This is a genomic window from Rhodococcus sp. SORGH_AS_0301, assembly GCF_030818285.1.
Taxonomy (GTDB): Bacteria; Actinomycetota; Actinomycetes; order Mycobacteriales; family Mycobacteriaceae; genus Rhodococcoides.
Window position 1 is genome coordinate 4,346,453 of sequence record NZ_JAUTAC010000002.1, and the last position, 18,869, is coordinate 4,365,321.

At 69.2% G+C, this 18,869-nt stretch carries 17 protein-coding genes; 8 read left to right on the plus strand and 9 right to left on the minus strand.

Annotated features, from left to right (window positions below; translation table 11 throughout):
• Positions 1 to 58 precede the first annotated feature (58 nt).
• Together secA2 and QE397_RS21210 are read right to left on the minus strand one after the other, a co-directional pair.
• On the minus strand, positions 59 to 2,281 hold the full coding sequence (secA2, locus tag QE397_RS21205) for an accessory Sec system translocase SecA2 (RefSeq protein ID WP_307097170.1): 2,223 nt from the start codon (positions 2,279 to 2,281) through the stop codon (positions 59 to 61).
• 277 nt (positions 2,282 to 2,558) lie between these two features.
• The gene (locus tag QE397_RS21210; protein ID WP_307097172.1) at positions 2,559 to 3,017 is read right to left on the minus strand and encodes an Lrp/AsnC family transcriptional regulator; all 459 of its coding nucleotides are present in this window, start codon (positions 3,015 to 3,017) and stop codon (positions 2,559 to 2,561) included.
• A gap of 93 nt (positions 3,018 to 3,110) precedes the next feature.
• On the opposite strand from QE397_RS21210, the gene QE397_RS21215 reads away from it, so the two are divergent.
• On the plus strand, positions 3,111 to 3,530 hold the full coding sequence (locus QE397_RS21215) for a rhodanese-like domain-containing protein (RefSeq protein ID WP_307097175.1): 420 nt from the start codon (positions 3,111 to 3,113) through the stop codon (positions 3,528 to 3,530).
• Here QE397_RS21215 and QE397_RS21220 read toward each other — a convergent pair.
• The 3 genes from QE397_RS21220 to QE397_RS21230 form a co-directional block, all read right to left on the minus strand.
• Positions 3,511 to 4,317 carry an alpha/beta fold hydrolase gene (locus tag QE397_RS21220; protein ID WP_307097176.1) on the minus strand — a complete coding sequence of 269 codons (807 nt, stop codon included), beginning with the start codon at positions 4,315 to 4,317 and terminating at the stop codon, positions 3,511 to 3,513. The genes QE397_RS21215 and QE397_RS21220 overlap by 20 nt on opposite strands.
• A 26-nt stretch (positions 4,318 to 4,343) precedes the next feature.
• Positions 4,344 to 6,002: an ABC-F family ATP-binding cassette domain-containing protein gene (locus QE397_RS21225; protein ID WP_307097178.1), complete on the minus strand. Its 1,659-nt coding sequence runs from the start codon at positions 6,000 to 6,002 to the stop codon at positions 4,344 to 4,346.
• Between the two features lie 165 nt (positions 6,003 to 6,167).
• Positions 6,168 to 6,845: a hypothetical protein gene (locus tag QE397_RS21230; RefSeq protein WP_261775949.1), complete on the minus strand. Its 678-nt coding sequence runs from the start codon at positions 6,843 to 6,845 to the stop codon at positions 6,168 to 6,170.
• Between the two features lie 132 nt (positions 6,846 to 6,977).
• On the opposite strand from QE397_RS21230, the gene QE397_RS21235 reads away from it, so the two are divergent.
• From QE397_RS21235 to QE397_RS21245, 3 genes are all read left to right on the plus strand, one after another.
• Complete coding sequence (locus tag QE397_RS21235) at positions 6,978 to 8,879, plus strand: penicillin-binding transpeptidase domain-containing protein (protein WP_307097180.1); 1,902 nt, start codon at positions 6,978 to 6,980, stop codon at positions 8,877 to 8,879.
• A 75-nt stretch (positions 8,880 to 8,954) separates the two neighbouring features.
• The gene (locus QE397_RS21240) at positions 8,955 to 10,595 is read left to right on the plus strand and encodes a penicillin-binding protein (protein WP_027506167.1); all 1,641 of its coding nucleotides are present in this window, start codon (positions 8,955 to 8,957) and stop codon (positions 10,593 to 10,595) included.
• A gap of 25 nt (positions 10,596 to 10,620) precedes the next feature.
• Positions 10,621 to 11,358 carry a sulfite exporter TauE/SafE family protein gene (locus tag QE397_RS21245; protein ID WP_027506168.1) on the plus strand — a complete coding sequence of 246 codons (738 nt, stop codon included), beginning with the start codon at positions 10,621 to 10,623 and terminating at the stop codon, positions 11,356 to 11,358.
• Between the two features lie 13 nt (positions 11,359 to 11,371).
• Here the strand turns inward: QE397_RS21245 and QE397_RS21250 are convergent, their stop codons facing one another.
• From QE397_RS21250 to QE397_RS21265, 4 genes are all read right to left on the minus strand, one after another.
• Complete coding sequence (locus QE397_RS21250) at positions 11,372 to 11,770, minus strand: DUF3054 domain-containing protein (RefSeq protein WP_051613436.1); 399 nt, start codon at positions 11,768 to 11,770, stop codon at positions 11,372 to 11,374.
• A gap of 87 nt (positions 11,771 to 11,857) precedes the next feature.
• Entirely contained in the window at positions 11,858 to 12,409 is a 552-nt protein-coding gene (locus QE397_RS21255) for a YceI family protein (RefSeq protein ID WP_027506170.1), read from the minus strand.
• A 63-nt stretch (positions 12,410 to 12,472) separates the two neighbouring features.
• The gene (locus tag QE397_RS21260; RefSeq protein ID WP_307097184.1) at positions 12,473 to 13,618 is read right to left on the minus strand and encodes a YbhN family protein; all 1,146 of its coding nucleotides are present in this window, start codon (positions 13,616 to 13,618) and stop codon (positions 12,473 to 12,475) included.
• Positions 13,619 to 13,648: 30 nt separating this feature from the next.
• A complete protein-coding gene (locus tag QE397_RS21265; protein ID WP_037186160.1) occupies positions 13,649 to 15,097 on the minus strand; it encodes an adenylate/guanylate cyclase domain-containing protein in 1,449 nt (482 codons plus the stop codon).
• 103 nt (positions 15,098 to 15,200) lie between these two features.
• Here QE397_RS21265 and QE397_RS21270 point away from each other — a divergent pair, with 103 nt between their 5' ends.
• From QE397_RS21270 to QE397_RS21285, 4 genes are read left to right on the plus strand one after another with little or no spacing between them, the layout of a single operon-like run.
• Positions 15,201 to 16,379 (plus strand): AI-2E family transporter, encoded by a 1,179-nt coding sequence (locus QE397_RS21270; RefSeq protein ID WP_307097186.1) that lies wholly within the window; start codon positions 15,201 to 15,203, stop codon positions 16,377 to 16,379.
• On the plus strand, positions 16,351 to 17,508 hold the full coding sequence (gene macS, locus QE397_RS21275) for a MacS family sensor histidine kinase (protein WP_307097188.1): 1,158 nt from the start codon (positions 16,351 to 16,353) through the stop codon (positions 17,506 to 17,508). The genes QE397_RS21270 and macS overlap by 29 nt, the downstream gene beginning before the upstream one ends.
• On the plus strand, positions 17,466 to 18,140 hold the full coding sequence (locus QE397_RS21280; RefSeq protein WP_307097190.1) for a response regulator transcription factor: 675 nt from the start codon (positions 17,466 to 17,468) through the stop codon (positions 18,138 to 18,140). Before macS ends, QE397_RS21280 begins: the two co-directional genes overlap by 43 nt.
• A gap of 28 nt (positions 18,141 to 18,168) precedes the next feature.
• Entirely contained in the window at positions 18,169 to 18,825 is a 657-nt protein-coding gene (locus QE397_RS21285; RefSeq protein ID WP_307097192.1) for a DUF1707 domain-containing protein, read from the plus strand.
• Positions 18,826 to 18,869: the final 44 nt, after the last annotated feature.

The following is an 18,869-nucleotide window of genomic DNA, read 5'->3' on the forward strand; positions in this document are numbered from 1 at the left end:
CCCGTGCGCCTTTTGCGCATCTCCGGATACGCAAAGGGCGCACGGGGCCGAAGGCCACTCAGAACGCGAGTGGACGGTGCGACTCGCGCACATAGGTCCAGGTCGAAGACGGACGCACCAGCCCCGCCGACTCGAGGTCCACACCGTCGTCGGTGATCGTCGAGGTCAGGAAGGTGCGGTCGGACTCCTCGAGGGCACGGGACTGCACCTCGGCGAACGCCTCGATCGCGATGCGGTGGTACTCGTCGAGCGGGTTCTGTCGCCCGAGTGCCCGGAGATGAATGCTCTCGCGGACATCGCCGAGGTGCGCCAGGTAGTCGGACCACGCGCGGTCGAGATGGTGGAGAACGATGCGCCGGGCGGCGCGTACGCGGGCGTCGGAGTCGACGGCCTCCAGTTCCGCGGCACGCTCGGGATTACGGGTGGCCAGCAGGTCCCACGCTTCGTCGGTGCCGAGCAACGCGGCCCGACGCGTGTCGAGGATGTCGCGGTGTTGGGCGGTCAGTTGGTTGTACCGCCAGGTGGACGCGTGGGTGTCGAGCATCGCGCCCTCCGCGACGCGCTGCGCGTGGTCGATGCGCTTGGCCGCGACCTCCGTCTCGAGGAAACCCGTGTCGTCGGGGTGGCCGGGGCGATCGCTCTTCTCCAGGTAGCGCGTCACCAGCGAGTCGTCCCAACTGGCGAAGAACACGGAGCGGCCCGGATCACCCTGTCGCCCGGCGCGTCCCCGTAGTTGATTGTCGAGGCGCTCGGTGACGTACCGCGCGGTGCCGATCACGAGAAGGCCGCCGAGGTCGGTCACGCCGTCGCCGAGCCTGATGTCGGTGCCGCGGCCGGCGATCTGCGTCGAGACGGTCACCGCATCGGGCAGTCCGGCGCGCGCGATGATCTCGGCCTCCTCCGCGTCGTTCTTCGCGTTGAGGGCGACCACCGGCACTCCGGCGTCCTCGAGCCGGGCGGCCAGCGATTCGGACTCCTCGACGTCGTGCGTCCCCACGAGCACGGGCTGCCCCGTGGCGTGGGCTTCCAGCACCGCGGCGACGACGGCCGCGTTCTTCTCGGGAGCGGTGGCGTACACGCGGTCGACCTCGTCGACGCGGACGAGCGGCTCGTTCGGCTCGACCACCGACACCCCGAGGCCGTAGAACGTCCGAAGCTGTTCTCCTGCTGCGAGAGCCGTTCCGGTCATTCCGCACACGCGGCGGTACCGACCCATCAGGGCCTGCACGGTGATGGTGTCCAGGACCTGCCCGGTCTCCGTGCGCGCCAGGCCTTCCTTCGCTTCGACCGCGGCCTGGAGACCGTCCGGCCAACGCTGCAGCTCCGCGACACGGCCGCGGGAGGCGTTGACCAGCTGTACCCGACCGTCCCGCACGATGTAGTCGACATCCCTGCGTACCAACACCTCTGCGTGCAGGGTGAGATTGACGCGCACCAACGTGGTGCCGACGTGCTCCTCGCTGTACAGATCGATCCCGCCCAGTGCGTCCTCGAGCTTCTCGGCCCCGGCATCGGTCAGGAACACGTTGCGACGCTCGGCGTCGACCTCCCAGTCGGTGTCCGCGTCGAGGGATCGCACGGCGTCGAGCACGTCGTCGGCCGACACGTCCTGATCGATCGAACCGGCGAGAACCAAGGGCACCAGAGCTTCGTCGACGAGCACCGAGTCGGCCTCGTCGACGACGGCGACGTCCGCGGTCGGGGAGACGAGCAATTCGACATCGTCCACCAGATGATCGCGCAGCACGTCGAAGCCCACCTCGTTGACCGAGGCGTAAGTGACATCGCACCCGTAGGCAGCGCGCCGCTCGTCCGCCGTCGACTCCGCCGTGATCCACCCGACCGTGACTCCGAGAGCGTCGTAGAACGGGCCCATCCACTCGGCGTCGCGTCGAGCGAGGAAGTCGTTGACCGACACCACGTGCACGTCCCTGCCCTGCAGCACGTAGGCGGCGGCCGCGACGGCGCCGGAGAGCGTCTTCCCCTCACCCGTCGCCATCTCGATCACGTCGCCCTCCAGCAGCCGTACGGCTCCGTAGAGCTGAGTGTCGAAGGGGCGCAGGGACAACGCGCGATCGGACGCCTCGCGGGCGAGCGCGAGGAACGCGGGCACGTCGAAGGAGCCGGCTCCGCGCAGACCGTCGGCCGCGGCACGCAGACCGTCCGCGTCGAGGTCGCGGTGGCGGTCCTCCAGCGCCCGGGCGGCATCCACGGCACCTCGCGACCGCGCATGCCCCTTCGCGACCGAACGACCGAGCAGGGACCAGAACCGTGACGCCATGTTCGCCAGGCTACCGACGGGCCCGTAGGTGCGGCCGCAAGCCGTGTGCACACCCCCAGCGGTGAGCGCACACGGTCTGCGGCCGGTGGGGAGGGGTGTGCGGTCACTAGAAGGGGTGCGCACACCCGTTGTCGCAGCGCGTCCGACGTGGGAACCGCCTCATCTGAGACGGTCGCGGCCGGACGGCTTCGAGAGGACGACGTTCACCATGGTCACCGTGGGCATCGCATGGCTGCGCGACGTGCGTTGTTCGAAGGTCCATGCCACCGGCGGGCCGTCACGCAGGAGTGATGCGCCGACTCGGGAGAGGGCTCGAGTACACGACGTTGGTGGTGATGGAGCCGAGGGTGGCGAGCCGGCCGGTGACGCGTTCGAGATCCCGCATCGAGCGGGCGAGGACCTTGATGATGAAGCAGTCGTCACCCGTGACGTGATGCGCCTCGATGATCTCCGGGGTGGACGCCACCAGTGCGTCGAACGGACCGTAATTGCCCGACGGGTACGCCAGGCGGACGAATGCGGTGACGGTGTAGCCGAGCGCCTCGGTGTCGACAGTGACGGAGTAGCCGGTGATGACGCCGATGTCGGTCAGGCGACGGACGCGGTCGGCCGTCGCACTCGACGACAGGTTCACCACTCGGGCCAGATGTGCAACGCTCGCGCGCCCGTCGCTCTGCAGCTCGTCCAGCAGTCGCCGGTCGATCTCGTCGACCTCGGGGTGTGGATTACGCGGCACAAAGAAAACGATACCGGCCGATCGACGCCGGATCGTGCGATCAGCCGGTGATCACCACTTCTCCCAGTCGCCCGAACAGGATTGGCTGAGGTCATGGAACAGACACCGTCCGCCGCCGACTTCTTCGCCGCGAAACTGAGGTTCGAGACCGATCCCGCCGATCTCGCCGCCGAGCGATCGCGCGGTGCCGGGCCGCTGCTGATCGACGTTCGTTCGGACGCGTCCTGGCGTGCAGGACGCATTCCCGGAGCGGTACACATCGTCGGGGCCGATCTGGGCACGCGCCTCGCCGAGGTGGAGCCGGATCGCGACGCCGACATCGTCGTCTACTGCTGGGGACCGGGATGCAACGGCAGCACCCGAGCGGCGCTGACGCTCAGTCGCCTCGGCTACTCCCGCGTGCGGGAGCTGATCGGAGGATTCGAGTACTGGGCACGGGAAGGTTTCGCCGTCGTGTCCGACACCGGCCGTACACGGCGAGCGCCCGATCCGCTCACCGCTCCGACGACGTGACCGTGTCCAGCCACCTGGACACGAGCTCGACGGCCTCCGGGGCGGCGACGGCCGTCGCGTGGTCGTATCCGCGGAGCTCTTCGTACTCGGAGCCGGCGATCAGCGATGCGGTGCAACGGGTGTCGTCGATACGCTGGACGTCGCGGGAGCCGACGTAGAACAGTGTCGGCGCCGTGATGGCGCGGACGGCGTCGTCGGCGATACCGGGATCGTCGTCCGATGCCCGGAAGTAGGCGGCCAACGCTTCGGAGTCGTTGCGCAGGAACGCGGCTCGGGTGCCGGAGTCGACCGGGAAGCCGCGGCGGTTCGCCCACTCGTCGACGAACCCGTCCATTCCCCGTTCGGCGAGGACGTCGGCGCTGCCGTCGAAGAACAGGCTGTCCAGCGCGCCCTTCTGCGGCCCCGATCCGGCTCCGCCCACGACGAGTGATGCGACACGCTGGGGAATGCGGGTGACCAGATTGAGGCCGGACCGACCGCCGAACGAGTAGCCGACGTAGTGCGCGGCGGACACGTCCGCCGCGTCCAGGACGGCGACCAGATCCTCGCTGACACGGTCCATCGAGTAGGCCTCGACGTCGCGAGGAGCCTCGCTCCGGCCATGTCCACGCTGGTCCACGAGGATCAGGCGGTACCGGTCGCGTAGCGCACGGACGTAGCCGAAGGTGCGCCAGATCTGGTGCGACAACAGGCTGCCGTGCACCAGCATCACCGGCGGGCCGGTGGGGTCACCCGTCACCGACCAGGCGATGCGGGTGCCGTCCACCGGGTTCGTCGCGAAGTCCACGGTGCCATGGTCGCAGGTGGGCGATCTCAGGTGGACGTCGAGGTGAGCCCGTCGGCGGTCAGATCGACCCGCCGCGTGATGCCCAGCGCATCGAGGAACGCCTCGTCGTGGCTGACCACGATCAGGGCTCCCTGATACGACGACAGCGCCGTGCTGAGGTGCGTCCTGGACGCGACGTCGAGATTGTTCGTGGGTTCGTCGAGAATCAGCAACTGCGGTGCCGGATCGGCCAGCAGCAGCATCGCCAGTGCCGCCCGCACCCGTTCCCCGCCCGACAGGGTGTGCACCACCGCGTCGGCCCGCCGACCGCGGAAGAGGAAGCGAGCGAGCCGAGTTCGGACGTCGGTGATCGACGTGTCCGGTGCCGCGCGGCGGACGTTCTCCACCACGGACGCGTCGTCGTCGAACACGTCGAGGGATTGCGGCAGCACCGCGGTCGGCACCGACGACGCCAGAGATCTCAGGAGAGTCGTCTTGCCGACTCCGTTGTCCCCGACGAGCGCGATGCGTTCCGGGCCCACGATCGTGAGTTCGACCGTCCTGTCCGGGTACCGACCGTCCAGATCGAGCAGCATCTCGCCCGTCGACGCCACCGACTTCGACGCGTGCACCGCCGTCTCGGGCAGATCCACCACGATCTCGGTGTCGTCACGAATCATCTCGTGCGCCTCGTCGGCGCGGGCGCGGGCATCCGCCACGCGGTCCTCGTGTCCGATGCGGTACTTGGCAGCCGACTCCTGCGCCGCGCTGCGCCGGTTGTGGGCGACGATCTTCGGTACCCGCTTCTCGCGAGATGCCTTCTCTCCCATCCGTCGCCGGTGGGCCACGGTGGTCTGCGCCTCGACCAGATCCCGCTTCTGCCGGCGCAGATCCTGATCGGCCGACCGCGCCGCGGCCCGCGCCGCCTCCTGCTCGCCCTCCACGACGCTCCGGTAGTGCGTCCAGTTGCCGCCGAACATCCGGAGCGACGCGGGCGACGACCGTACCGAGTGGAGTTCGGCGATGTCGTCCATGGTGTCGAGCAGGCCCTGGTCGTGACTCGCGACGACGACGGCGCCGGAGAACTCGTCGAGTACTCGTCCCAGAGCGGAGCGAGCTCGTCGGTCCAGGTTGTTCGTCGGTTCGTCGAGAAGCAGGACGGAGGGCCGCCGGACCACCTGACCGACGAGTGCGACGATCGTCGACTCGCCCCCCGACAGGGTTCTCATCGGTCGATCGAGATCTGCTGCCGTGCCCAGACTCTCGCCGAGGCCGGCCGAGTCGAGCAACGCGAGAGTGCGCTCCTCGACGTCCCAGTCCATCCCGACGACGGTGAAGTCGTCGGGATCGGTGCTGCCGTGCTCGATGCGTGCCAGGGCCCGTCGGACGTCTCCGATGCCGAGGAGATCGGCGACGGTGTCCGAGACGTTCGTGACCACCTGCTGGGGAAGATGGCCGACGGTGCCGGTGACGCGTACGGACCCGCGCTGCGGTCGATACCGCCCGGTGATCAGGTGCAGCAGAGTGGATTTGCCCGCTCCGTTGGTGCCGACGAGGCCGGTCCGGCGCGGCATGAACGATGCGTCCAGGCCGTCGAGGACAGGCCGGCGCGGCATGAACGATGCGTCCAGGCCGTCGAGGACAGGCCGGCCGTCGGGCCAGGAGAAGGTGAGATCGGAGAGAACGACGGAGGGTGATACTGACATGGAGCACCTAGAGAGGAGTGTCGTGCCACCGCGACGTGCGCGTCGGTGGGATCCGCACTACTTACGAGAGGAGCAACTGCCTGTCCGTTCGTCGGGGACGATGAGCTACCAACTCTAGGTCGGCAGCGCGGAACGGTCAACAGAGATGTCGAATACGGCTGTGAATCAGTCGGTCTCGTCGTCCTGAGTGTGAGTGTTCCGGACGTCGGGTCCCTGGGCCCGCAGGTCGTCCACCTTCGCCATGGCCTCGCGCAGTTCTGCGAGCCACGGGTCGATGTGATCGCCGGTCAACCGCACGGCCCAGGCGAGCGCGTCGGCGCGCGAGCGTGCGACGCCGGCGTCGACGAGGGTGTCGAGCACCTTGCGTTCGGGCTGACGCAGTCGAGTCATGACCGGCACCGCGAGGTGGGTGAAGAGGGTGGTGTCGCCGTCGATGGTGACACCCCAGGCGACCTTGCGGCCGTAGCGTGCCTCGGCCTCGTCGGCGATACGCATGCGATCGTCGCGGGTGGACTCACGGAATCGAGCGATGCGGCCCTCGACGCCGGCATCGGACTCGGGGGCGTTCAGCTCGCCGATCACGACGATCTCCTCACGGTCGACCTCGACCGTGGCGGTGCCGTCGAACCAGTCGTCGGGCAAGCGGCCGAGGAACCACTGTTCCGCATCGCCTGCGTCGGGTACGTCTTTCTGCTGCCATCCGCCGGGCCGGCCGACGCGTTCGCCGCGCTTTGCGCCGCGACCGCGGCCGTGTCCGTGGGGTCCACCGCGCCGGGGTGCGTCACCTCGACCGAAGGGACTGGAGGGTCGTTCCCCGAAGGGGAAGGTGTCATGGGGATTCATGATGTTCTACTTTCGTCAGTGGCGCGATTACTTGATTACAACGCCATTGATTACAAGATTACACACCTCGCGCCGCGCGTCAAGAGTTCGTCGCGTCGTGTGACCGACGGATCGGTGGGGCACTATCAGTGCGTGCCTTCGCTGATGTCTCGACCGTCCCGCCGATTCGGCCCTTCCACCAGCAGCGGACTCCGTCTCGCCGCCGCGACCATCGCGGTCGCGCTCGCCGCCACCGCGTGCAGTGCCGACGAGCCCCCGGCGTCCCGTGTGACGGCCGATCGGTTCGCCGAAGCGCTGAGCACACAGAACGTGGGCGCCGCGGCAGAGTTGACCTCGGATCCGGCGGCAGCGACCGCGGTGCTCACCCAGATGTACGACGGACTCGGCGGTGGCGGAACGGTCACGGCGACACCGCGGTTCACGGTGAGCCAGGCAGACGACGAGCAGCAGACGTTCACACTGTCCGCCTCCTGGTCCTTCGCACCGCCCGAGGAGGCGGAGGCTCCCGCGACCGGTACCGCATCCGCGACGGCGACCACCACGGCAGCTCCCACCACGTCGGCCCCGGCGGACGCGGAACGCGTCTGGACCTACACGACGACCGGATCCGTCGCCGACGGTGGACAGGGGCTGAAGGTCACCTGGAACCCGGGTGTCGTCGTACCGGGCCTGACTCCGGAGACGACGGTTCGGTACACGCCCGTCACCGCGTCGACCGCGCCTCGCGTCGTCGACACCTCGGGAGCGCCACTCATGTCGCAGCAGGTGGTGACGCTGGTGAATCTCGACCAGACCGCCGATCCCGGCGCCGTCGCGGCACTGGTGTCGCCGTTCGCGCCGACGGTCACGGCGGAATCCCTTCGCGACGCGCAGTCGAGCGCTCCGTCGGTGACGGCCGTGAGCCTGCGGCAGGAGGATCTCGCCCCCATCGAGTCCCTGCTCTCCGCCTTGCCCGGCGTCACTCTGGCGCCGCAGACGCGGCTGCTGACCGAGAATCGCGCACTGTCCTCTCCCGCGCTGAACGACGTGGCGCAGCTGTGGCAGGAGCAGCAGGACGCTACCGCCGGGTGGGCCGTGCAGTTGGTGGCCGCCGACGGTTCCGTCGCCCAGCGGGTGACCGGCGTCGAGGCGACCGTCGGCCCGGACATCCAGGTCACGCTCGACACACTGTTGCAGCTCAAGGCGGAGAACGCTCTCGCGTCGACAGCGAACGCCGCGGCCGTCGTGGCGATCCGGCCCTCCACCGGAGACGTCGTGGCCGTCGCGCAGAACTCGGCCGCGGACGCGCAGGGCCCGATCGCCCTCACGGGCCTGTACCCGCCGGGCTCCACCTTCAAGACCGTCACCACCTCGGCGGCACTGCAGGCGGGCACCGTCACCCCCACGACCGTGGTGCCGTGCCCCGGATCCGCGAACATCGAGGGCCGGACCATCCCCAACGACGACAACTTCGACCTCGGATCGGTTCCGCTCCAGACGGCGTTCGCGCGTTCGTGCAACACCACCATGGGTCAGCTGGCCGTCGATCTGCCCGACGACGCGCTGCAGCAGGCGGCCCTGCAGTTCGGTCTCGGCGTCGACTACCTGACACCCGGGCTCACCACCGTGACCGGCAGCGTTCCGCCCGCGACGACGCCGGCCGAGCGCGTCGAGAGCGCGATCGGGCAGGGCACCGTCACCGCGTCCCCGTTCGGCATGGCACTGGTCGCGGCGTCCATCGCGGACGGATCCACCCCGTCGCCGACCATGATCACCGGACGACCCGGTACCGCGGATCGCACCGTCGCAGCCCCGCCGGCGGAGGTGACCGACCAGCTGCGCGCCATGATGCGGGAGACGGTCACCGCGGGTACGGCGACGCAGTTGCAGGACATCGACGGACTGCTCGGTAAGACCGGCACCGCCGAGGTCGCGAGCGGCCCGGCGCACGGCTGGTTCGTCGGCATCCGCGGTGACCTGGCGTTCGCCGTGTTCGTCGAGGGCGGCGACTCCTCCGCGCCGGCGCTGACGGTGGCGGGGTCCTTCCTGCGCTGAGTGGTGACCGGATCGTGACCGGTCCGAGTGCTCACCGTGCTGTGTTACTGGTGTGACTCATGTGATTATTGGGGCATGGTTCTGCGTTCCAGGTACGTCGTCGCGCTGCTCGCAGTGTTCGTGTCGCTCGCGACTGTCGCCTCGTTCGTGGTGAACAAGCCTCGCAGTGAGGCGGCGGTGCTGGTGGACCGGTTCGTCGCCGCCCTCGATCAACGTGACGTGGCCGCGGCCGCCGCGCTGACCTCCTACCCCAATGCCGCGGCCCAAACGATCGGCGCCATGTTCGACTCGATGGGGCCCGGAGTCTCGACGAGCCGCATGTCGCAGTACATCGGCCTGGACGACGAGTCCGGCTTCTTCACCGTCGACTCCACCTGGTCGTTCGGCGAACCCCGCGGCCAGGACTCGCGCGAGTGGCGCGTCACCACCCAGGGGTCGACGCGCAAGCTCGGCGTCGGCTGGCGCATCTCGTGGGATCCGTCGATCCTCGCCCCGGAACTGCGTGCCGGTGGGTCCGTCCGCTACGCCCGGACCGATGCACCCGCACCGCGCGTGCTCGACGCCTCGGGCGCCGTGATGATGGCGGAACAGAACGTCGCCTCCGTGCGGCTCGATCCCTCCGCGACCTCCGACCTGGCCGACACGACGTCCCGCCTCGCCGACGTCATCGACGTCGTGGCGCCGCTGATCACGTCCGAGTCGCTCCAGGCCGACGTCGCGGCGGACCCCGGTGCCGTGATCACCGCCGTGAACCTGCGTGCCGACGACTACGCCGTGCTGGAGGACGACCTGCGTGCGATCCCCGGTGTGGTCCTCTACGCGGAACCCAAGCTCATCGCCGGTGACCGGCGGCTGACGTCGCCGGTGCTGGACTCGCTGCGGACCGTGTGGCAGGACTCCCGCGACGCCACCGCGGGCTGGGCTGTCGAGGTCGCGGACACCGACGGCGAGACCACCCGACTGGCAGGTTTCCAGGGTCCGGGATCACCCGACATCACGTCCACTCTCGACCCGGCCGTGCAGCTCGCTGCTGAGACCGCCGCCGTCAGCGTCGGGACCCCGGCCTCGATCGTGGTCATGAAGCCGTCCACCGGCGCCGTCGTCGCCACCGCGCAGAACAGTTACGCCAACGACGAGGGCACGCCGGCGTTCACCGGCCTCTACCCCGCCGGGACGCTCGTGGACGTGATCCAGGCGTCGGCCGATCGCCAGAAGATCGGATTCTCCGACGCCGCACGCCAGTTCGGCTTGGGCACCTCCTTCGACATCCCCGGTCTCGACGCCGTCACCGCCTCGCTCCCCGACGGCCAGTCGGCGGTGGACCAGTTCCGCGGTGTCAGCCGGACGTCCTCCGTCTCCGGCATGACGGTGACACCCTTCGGCCTCGCCGAGATGGCGGCGGCCGTCGCTCGCGGATCGGCACCGGCTCCGATGATCGTCGGCGGCGCACCGGCGACGGTGTCCGGTGCGGGCTCGCCCGTCGCCCCGGCCGTGCTGACCTCGCTGCGGAACACACTGCGTGACAACGCCCGCAGCGAAGGAGTCAGCGATCCGTCGGTCACCGGGCTCGCCGGGGACAACGGAGACGATCGCTGGTTCCTCGGCACCAAGGGCGATCTGGCCTTCGCGGTCTACATCGAGGACGCCGACGGAACCGATGCCGCGGCGCGCATGACGAACATGCTGATGCGCGAGATGGCCTCGCCGTCGGAGTGATCACCGGCTTGCTACGTTTCACCCCGTGACCGTCACCGAGTTCGTCCTGCTGATCGCGGCGGGCTTCGGTGCCGGAGTCATCGGCTACATCACCGGCCTGGCGTCGCTCGTGTCGTACCCCGCGCTGCTGGCGGTGGGGCTGCCACCGGTCGCGGCCAACGTGACCAACACCGTGGCGCTCGTCGGGGCCGGTGTGGGTGCCACCGCGTCGTCGGTCAAAGAGCTTGCCAAGAGCGGTCGTTCGCTGCTCTGGCTCACCCTGTGGGCCGCGCTGGGCGGCATCGCGGGAGCCGTCGTCCTGCTGCGCGCGCCGGGGGAGACGTTCGAGGCGGTCGTGCCGATCCTGGTCGTTCTCGCATCCGTCGCCATGCTGCTGCAGCCGCGGATCCGCGTCCTCGCCGGTGACCGGACGTTCCCGGTGCTGTATCCGAGCGCGATCTTCCTCGTCGCGATCTACGGCGGCTACTTCGGCGCGGGTGCGGGCGTCATCTTCATGGCCTTGACGCTGATCTGCACGGCCGAACCCGTCTGGCGCGCAACGCTCCTGAAGAGCTACCTGCTGGGTGTGGCCAACCTGGTCGCCGCGGTGATATTCGCGTTCTCCGGCCAGGTGAACTGGCTCGCCGCACTGGCGATGGGAATCGGCACCATCGCCGGGGGAACGCTCGGCCCGCGCATCGTGAGACACCTTCCGCCGAATCCGCTCCGGATCGCCGTGGCGCTGTGCGGGTTCGGCCTCGCAGCGTGGCTGTGGCTGGGCTGAGGAACTGTGTGGGTCAGGCGCGACGACGCTGCGCGAGGCGGGCGACGAGACGCCACCCGAGCAGGAACACCGCCAGCGTCACCGTCGCGACCACGATGAAGCTGAAGGCCGTTCCCTCGCCGGACACCTGCCGCAGCACCATGCCCACGATGACGGCGCCGATCCACGCGAGCACCCCGGTGGGGACCAGGGACACCGCGACGAACTTCTCGCGGTACAGCGCGTAGGTCACCGCCCATCCCACGGCGAGGCCGACGAGGAACGGCCAGGCCGTCGACAGTGTGCCCCCGACGGTCACGCCCTCCTCGTGGCTGCCTCGGCCGATGGCGCTGAAGACGAGGACGAGAACGACGTCGATCACCGCCGGCACTGCGAGGGCCGACAGGGCGGGAGTGCGGGTGCGCGCGGGCATGCCACCAGACTACGAGGCGCCGAGACGCGGAAAGACCCGCACCGGCGCCGGCTGTGCGGGCGTCGAGCGGGTCTTTCCGGGAGGAGATCAGGCCTGGTGGCCGGCCTCGATCTCGAGCAGCAGGCCGATCTTGTCGCCGACGACGGCGCCGCCACCCTCGAGGGGCATGTCGATGCTGATGCCGAAGTCCTTGCGGTTGATCGTGGTGGTGGCCTCGAAGCCGGCGACCGGTCCGTTGCCCATGCCGGCGTTGACACCGTTGAACTCGACGTTCAGATCGATGGACTTGGTCACGCCGTGCAGCGTGAAGTCACCGGTGAGCACGAAGTCGTCGCCCTTGGCCTTGACCGAGGTGGACCGGAAGGTGGCAGTGGGGAACTTCTCGACCTCGAAGAAGTCGGCGGTCTTGAGGTGGCCGTCGCGCTGCGCGTTGTCGGTGGTGATGGAGGCGACATCGATCTCGGCGTCGATGGTGGGCGCGCCGTTCTCGTCGACCGTGATGGTGCCGGTGAAGGTCTGGAAACGGCCACGGACCTTGCTCACCATCAGGTGGCGGACGGTGAACCCGACGGTCGAGTGGGTGGCATCGATGGCCCACGTGCCGGCGGTGAGCTGGGGGACGGACACTGCTGCAGTCATGACGAACTCCTGTGTGGTTGAAGGTTCAAGCCTCACAGTACACAACCGGACCGCGGTCCGCATCTATTCCCGCGGAGGAGATTCCTTGCCGAGCGGGTGGGTGGCCGACGGCTGTTCCGTCCGCTCCCGAAGTTCCGTCCGCTCGCGCTGCTCGACGGCGAGATCGAAGTGCAGGTCCTCGTGCTGATGTTTGCGGAACAGGATCAGGAAGACGACCCAGCCGACGAGTGCCACCAGGATGAAGCTGACCAGGCGATACACCAGTGCGGACGCGACCGCTTGTGACGCGCTGATGCTGGCGGCGGTGGTGAGGGTCGCGATGAGAGTGGCGTCCACGATGACCAGACCACCGGGCGCACCGGGGATGGACCCCACCGTCTTGCTGGCCGAGAAGGCGATGAGGAGCCCGTAGATCTTCGGATCCGCGCCGATGGCGTAGCAGGCGAACCCGAGGCACGCGACGTCCGCCAGGCGGTGCACCGCGGAGAAGCCGAGCGACACCGTGCCGTCGCGGGCACCGAGGCGTACCGACTTCACCTGCTCGACGATCTCGTCCAGCCGGGCCATGCCCGTGTCGGGATCGTTGTTGCGCAGCGAGTTGTACTTCGACAGCCCCCACCGGCCGATGCCCACGATCGACTGGGGGTGGGAGCGGACGTAGCGCACGCCGGCGATGAGGGCGATCACGCCGGCGACGGGGACGATCAGTGCGAGGGTGTTGGCGCTGCCGCCGACGAGGAAGGCTCCCGTCACGCCCAGGACAGCCAGCCCGAGCGCGGCGATGACGCCGGAAATGGCGAGCTGCCACGACGCGACCACCGGGCTCGCGCCCCAGCGGCGTGTCTCGCGGTACGTGAACGCTGTGGAGAAGACCTGGCCGGCCGGCAGTGTCAGCGCCATGGCGGTGCTGCCGTAGATGACGGAGAGCGAGCGTCGCTGCGATACGCGGACACCGCCCGCGCGCAGCAACTGCTTCTGGACGCGCGCGAACGCGGACAGCGAGATCGCTTGCATCACGACGCAGGCCGCGGCCCATCCCCAGTGGATCTCGGTGAGGGCGCGCCACGACTCGTGCAGGCGCGGCCACAGGTAGACACCCTCACCGACCAGCAACGCCACGAGGGCGACCGCGGCCACCCAGCGCAGCCATCGCCATCTGCCACCGGCGCGGGGCGACCCAGCGGATCGGCCCTGCTCCGGAACTACCACGGCACCGAGAGTAACGAACGGTGCCGACGATCAGCGCGGATAGTCGACCGGGGAGGCCAGGTGCGTCGCGCGACGCCGTCCGCGCAGCTGCACCTTCTCGCCCAGTTCCCACTCGGACTGCTCGTCCTCGTCGGCGAAGTACAGTGCCGACGTCGACGCGAGAACCCGACTGGGAGTGAACTTCGCGAGTTCCGTCAGGCGCGACGCCTCGTTCACGGGATCACCGATGACGGTGTACTCGAAGCGTTCCTTGGCGCCGATGTTTCCCGCCACCGCCAGTCCGGCCGACACGCCGATGCCGATGTCGAGTCCGGCGATCTCGGTGAGCTCGCTGCGCAGTTCCCGCGCTGCGGACAGTGCCGCGGTGGGTGCGTCCGGGCGATCCAGGGGCGCGCCGAAGATGGCCAGCGCCGCGTCGCCCACGAACTTGTTGACGAAGCCGTGGTGCCGGTCGACCACGTCGACGACGACGCGGAAGAAGTCGTTGAGCAGGTCGACGACCTCGCCGGGCGGACGTTCGGAGGCGGCGGCCGTCGAGCCGACCATGTCGACGAACAGCACCGCGACGAATCGGGTCTCGCCGCCGAGCTCGGTGCCGAACTTGAGGGCGCGCCGCGCGACGTCCTCACCGACGTGCTGCCCGAACAGCTCGCGCAGGACTGCACGCTCCGACGCGTCGGCCATCATCCGGTTGAAGCCGACCTGCAGACGGCCGATCTCACTGCCGTCGAACACCTCGACCTGGACCTCGGTGTGGCCCTCCTGCACCTTCTCGATGGCGCGGCGCAGCTGACGGATGGGATCGGAGATCTGGCTGGCGGTGAGCATCGACAGACAGAACGCCTGGATGATCGCCAGCACGCAGAGCAGGCTGATGGCGATGGCCAGCGAGTCGGGGGAGAAGACCAGGTCGGTGGTCAGCTGGGTCGCGCACAGCAGCAGGATTCCGACGACGGGGATCAGTGTGCCCAGTCCCCACGTCATCGCCATGCGTGTACCCACACCGGGCGTCATCGTGCGGTCGAAACTGCCCTCGCTGAGCGCCTGCGCGGCGACGGGCCGGAGGATGCGTTCGCCCAGCATGTAGGTGAAGCCGAAGGTGATCGCCGCGGACATGGCGACCGTCACCGCGACGGCCACCGCGAGCGACGGCATCTCCGACGCGGTGAGCAGCATGAAGATGACGCCGCCCACGATCCAGAGCACCAGGTGCACGATGGCCTGGCGCAGCGGTGCGTGCAGGGCGGCCATCTGCTCGGATCGACTGGGCGGTCCACCGCGGATCTGCCACCGCATGACACTGCGCAGCATGACGGCGGCGGTCGCGAGGCTGACGACGGCCGCGAAGAGCAGGTACGCCCCGAAGATGAAGACATTGCGCACCCGATCGACGACGATCGACTCGTTCTCGGGAATGGGCAGCCCGTACCGGACGAAGGCGAACACCAGGATCGCGCCGAGCAGATTGGCCAGGAGCATCGACGCGAGGTACAGCGGCCAGCGACTTCTCAGGGTCAACGAGACCGCACGTAGAAGCGTCAGCACGAGGTCAACTTACCGGGTGCTCGGTTAGGCTTCCTCGGTGACGGACGATCCGGCGGAGTCGGTACACCCTGTGGTACGTGTCGGCGCTGCGTGGACGTGGCGTCTGTTGGTGTTGTTCGCCGGTCTCGTGGTGATCGGCATGATCGTGCACCGGCTCGAGAGCGTCGTCGTCCCGGTGGCACTCGCCCTGCTGGCGTCGGCGCTGCTCTCCCCGCTCGTCGACTGGATGCAGCGGCGCGGCATCCCGCGCGTCGTCGCGGTCGTCGTCTCGATCCTCGGCAGTCTCGGGCTGCTGGTGGGCATCCTGACGTTCGTCGTCGAGCAGTTCATCGAGGGCGTACCCGCCCTCACGGATCAGTTCACCGGCAGCGTCACCCAGATCCAGGACTGGCTGACGCAGGGGCCCCTGCACTTCAGCGAGGACCAGATCCGCAGTGCCGGCGACTCGGTGGTCCGGTCGGTGCAGTCGAATCAGGAGGCTCTCACCAGTGGCGCGTTGACCACCGCCGCGGTGATCGGCGAGATGCTCACCGGGGCTCTGCTCGTGCTCTTCACCCTCATCTTCTTCCTCTACGGCGGACAGCAGATCTGGGACTTCGTGTCCCGGATCGTCCCGACGCGGGCGCGCCGCCGCGTCCGGTTGGCAGGCAGCCAGGCGTTCGGCTCGCTGGTGGGGTACGTGCGCGCCACCGTCGCGGTCGCCGCCGTGGACGCCATCGGTATCGGCACGGGACTTGCGATCCTCGGTGTCCCGCTGGCTCTTCCGCTGGCGTCACTGGTGTTCATCGGAGCGTTCATTCCCATCGTGGGTGCGGTGCTCACCGGCTTCGTCGCGGTGCTCGTCGCCCTGGTGACCAAGGGATTCATCACGGCGCTCATCGCACTCGCGATCGTCATCGCCGTGATGCAGGTCGAAGGCCATGTGCTGCAACCACTCTTGCTCGGTCGCGCAGTCCGTGTGCATCCCCTGGCCGTGGTGCTCGCCATCGCCACCGGCATCGTCATGGCGGGCATCATCGGTGGCCTGCTCTCGGTGCCGCTCGTCGCGATGGCCAACACCGCGATCCGCTCACTGCTCGCCGACGATCCCGAGGAGGCGTACGAGGAGATCGCCGACGCGGATCCGTCGGAACCGATGTTCCCGGCCGCGCCGAACAGTCCGCACCCCGAGAACCAGAAGCTGAGCCGTGGCGAGGTCGACGGTCCCGCGAGTTGACGCCGCCGGTGTCGCGGAGGCACCGCTGTGGCGCGCCGCGGCAGCGTTCCGACTGGTCACCGTCCTGTACGTGGTCGGGTTCCAGTTGGTCGTCCAGGACCGGTACGACGCACCGCGCCTGAGCTGGCTGTTCGTCGTCGTCACCGTCATCTGGTCCGGAATCGCGGCCGTCGCGACCTTGACGACGCCCGCGCGGCGCCCCGTCGTCGTCGCCGACCAGGTGGTGACGCCGGCATTGATCTGCAGCACGCTGGTGGTGGCGAGTCCGGCATGGCGCCAGGACCACCAGGTGCTCCCGACGACGATCTGGGTGGCCAACGCCGTGATCGGTGCCGCCGTCCTGGGAGGTCCCCGAGCGGGGCTCGCCTCGGCGGCGGTGATGACCGCCGCCATCGCCGTGGTGCGCGGCACCGTCGACGGCGAGTTGTGGCGCGACTCGACCGGACCCGTGCTGTTGTCCGTCGGTCTGGCACTGGGGCTCGCGGCGCGGACGGCGCGCCTCGCGCGCAGCCGCCTGGACGAGGCGGTGGCCCTGGCCGCGGCGACCGCGGAACGCGAGCGCCTGGCCCGCGAGGTGCACGACGGTGTGCTGCAGGTGCTGGCCATGGTCAGTCGTCGCGGCCACGAGATCGGCGGCGCAGCAGCAGAATTGGCAGATCTCGCCGGCAGCCAGGAGGCTGCGCTCCGCGCCCTGCTGTCCGGGTCGGCCACCGGGCGTACCGACGGCACTGCCGACCTGGCCGCGCTGGTGCGCGCTGCGGTGGGCACGCGCGCCGTGGTCTCGGCGCCGTCCGAGGCCGTCGTTCTCCGGGCGTCGGCCGCGTCGGAGCTCGCGGCCGCGACGCTCGCCGCCGTCGACAACGCGCATCGACACGGCGGGTCCGACGTCCACGTGTTCGTGCTGGTGGAGGACTTGGACGACGAGGTGATGGTGACGGTGCGCGACGACGGAGCAGGAATGGCACCCGGCCGTCTCGACGAGGCGCGTGCGGAGGGACGGCTCGGCGTCTCCGGCTCGATCGTGGGCCGGACGGCAGCCATCGGTGGGCGTGCGAGGGTGGACAGCAGGCAAGGAGAGGGAACGGAATGGGAACTGACGCTGCCACGGACAGCGCCGACGCCTCGGTGACGGTGATGGTGGTCGACGACCACCCGATGTGGCGTGACGGAGTGGCGCGGGACCTCGACGCGCGGGGCTTCCGTGTGGTGGCCACCGCCGACGGAGTCCGCTCGGCCACCGCGCGTGCGCGGGCGACGTCGCCGCAGGTGGTCGTCATGGACATGGACCTCGGAGACGGAACCGGAGCCGAGGGCACCGCGTCGGTGCTGGCGGTCTCGCCCGACAGTCGGGTACTGGTGCTCTCCGCGTCCGCCGAACGGGACGACGTGCTCGGCGCGGTCAAGGCTGGGGCGACCGGCTACCTCGTGAAGAGCGCCTCCATCGACGATCTGGTGTCCGCCGTACAGGCGACGAGTCGCGGCGATGCGGTGTTCACGCCCGGACTGGCCGGGCTGGTGCTCGGGGAGTACCGGCGCATGGCAGCCGCCCCCACGGCTGCGGAACCGCCTCCCGTGCTGACCGAGCGCGAGACGGAGGTGTTGCGCATGGTCGCGAAAGGGTTGAGCGCCAAGCAGATCGGCACTCGGCTCAGTATCAGTCATCGCACCGTCGAGAACCACGTGCAAGCGACCCTGCGCAAGCTGCACCTCGCGAATCGTGTCGAACTCACCCGGTGGGCGCTCGAGCAGGGGCTGCAGTGACGGCGTCGTGTTCACTACTCTGGTCGCCATGACCGGAGACGGCACCGACCCCAGGAACATGCGCGTGAGCGACGCCGAACGAGAGCACGTGGGCGGCCTGCTCCAACGCGCCGTCGGACAGGGGATGCTGTCGCTCGGCGAGTTCACCGAGCGGATGGACTCGGTACTGGCGGCCAAGACGCGCGGTGAGCTCAACACGGTGCTGGTCGACCTGCCGGGCATGACACTGCAGGGCGGCCCACCCCAGCAGGCCGGGCCGCTCGCCGTGGTCCCGAGCGACGCGCTGACGTCGGCACCCGGACACCCGGCCACCGACGGTGCACCCGTGGACATCCGAGCCACGATGTCGACGGTCACCCGTTCCGGTACCTGGACCGCGCCGTCGGCCATCCGGGTCGCGTCGAAGATGGCCACGGTGACCCTCGACTTCAGTTCCGCGGTTCTGACCTCGCGCGAGGTGCGGATCGACGTGGACGACTACTGCAGCACCATCACCGTCGTGGTGCCCGAGGGTGCGTCGGTGGATCTCGACGGCGTCGACACCATGGGCGGCAGTGCGACCAACAAGGTGCGCAGCCGGCCTGTCGAAGGGGGACTGCACGTCGTCGTGCGCGGACGCATCCGCTTCGGATCCGTCACGGCCAAGCACCCGTTCGGGACGTCCATCAAGCGCATGTTCGGGTAGGAACTGCACCCTCGGCTGAGTAGAACGGCGTCGGACTCGAGTAG

What these genes read in the sequence shown, in the direction of transcription:
- secA2 (WP_307097170.1), bottom strand. Translation starts at nt 2,281, where the DNA reads ATGGCGTCACGGTTCTGGTCCCTGCTCGGTCGTTCGGTCGCGAAGGGG.
- QE397_RS21215 (WP_307097175.1), top strand. Translation starts at nt 3,111, where the DNA reads ATGGAACAGACACCGTCCGCCGCCGACTTCTTCGCCGCGAAACTGAGG.
- QE397_RS21225 (WP_307097178.1), bottom strand. Translation starts at nt 6,002, where the DNA reads ATGTCAGTATCACCCTCCGTCGTTCTCTCCGATCTCACCTTCTCCTGG.
- QE397_RS21230 (WP_261775949.1), bottom strand. Translation starts at nt 6,845, where the DNA reads ATGAATCCCCATGACACCTTCCCCTTCGGGGAACGACCCTCCAGTCCC.
- QE397_RS21240 (WP_027506167.1), top strand. Translation starts at nt 8,955, where the DNA reads ATGGTTCTGCGTTCCAGGTACGTCGTCGCGCTGCTCGCAGTGTTCGTG.
- QE397_RS21250 (WP_051613436.1), bottom strand. Translation starts at nt 11,770, where the DNA reads ATGCCCGCGCGCACCCGCACTCCCGCCCTGTCGGCCCTCGCAGTGCCG.
- QE397_RS21255 (WP_027506170.1), bottom strand. Translation starts at nt 12,409, where the DNA reads ATGACTGCAGCAGTGTCCGTCCCCCAGCTCACCGCCGGCACGTGGGCC.
- QE397_RS21265 (WP_037186160.1), bottom strand. Translation starts at nt 15,097, where the DNA reads ATGCTCCTGGCCAATCTGCTCGGCGCGATCCTGGTGTTCGCCTTCGTC.
- QE397_RS21280 (WP_307097190.1), top strand. Translation starts at nt 17,466, where the DNA reads ATGGGAACTGACGCTGCCACGGACAGCGCCGACGCCTCGGTGACGGTG.
- QE397_RS21285 (WP_307097192.1), top strand. Translation starts at nt 18,169, where the DNA reads ATGACCGGAGACGGCACCGACCCCAGGAACATGCGCGTGAGCGACGCC.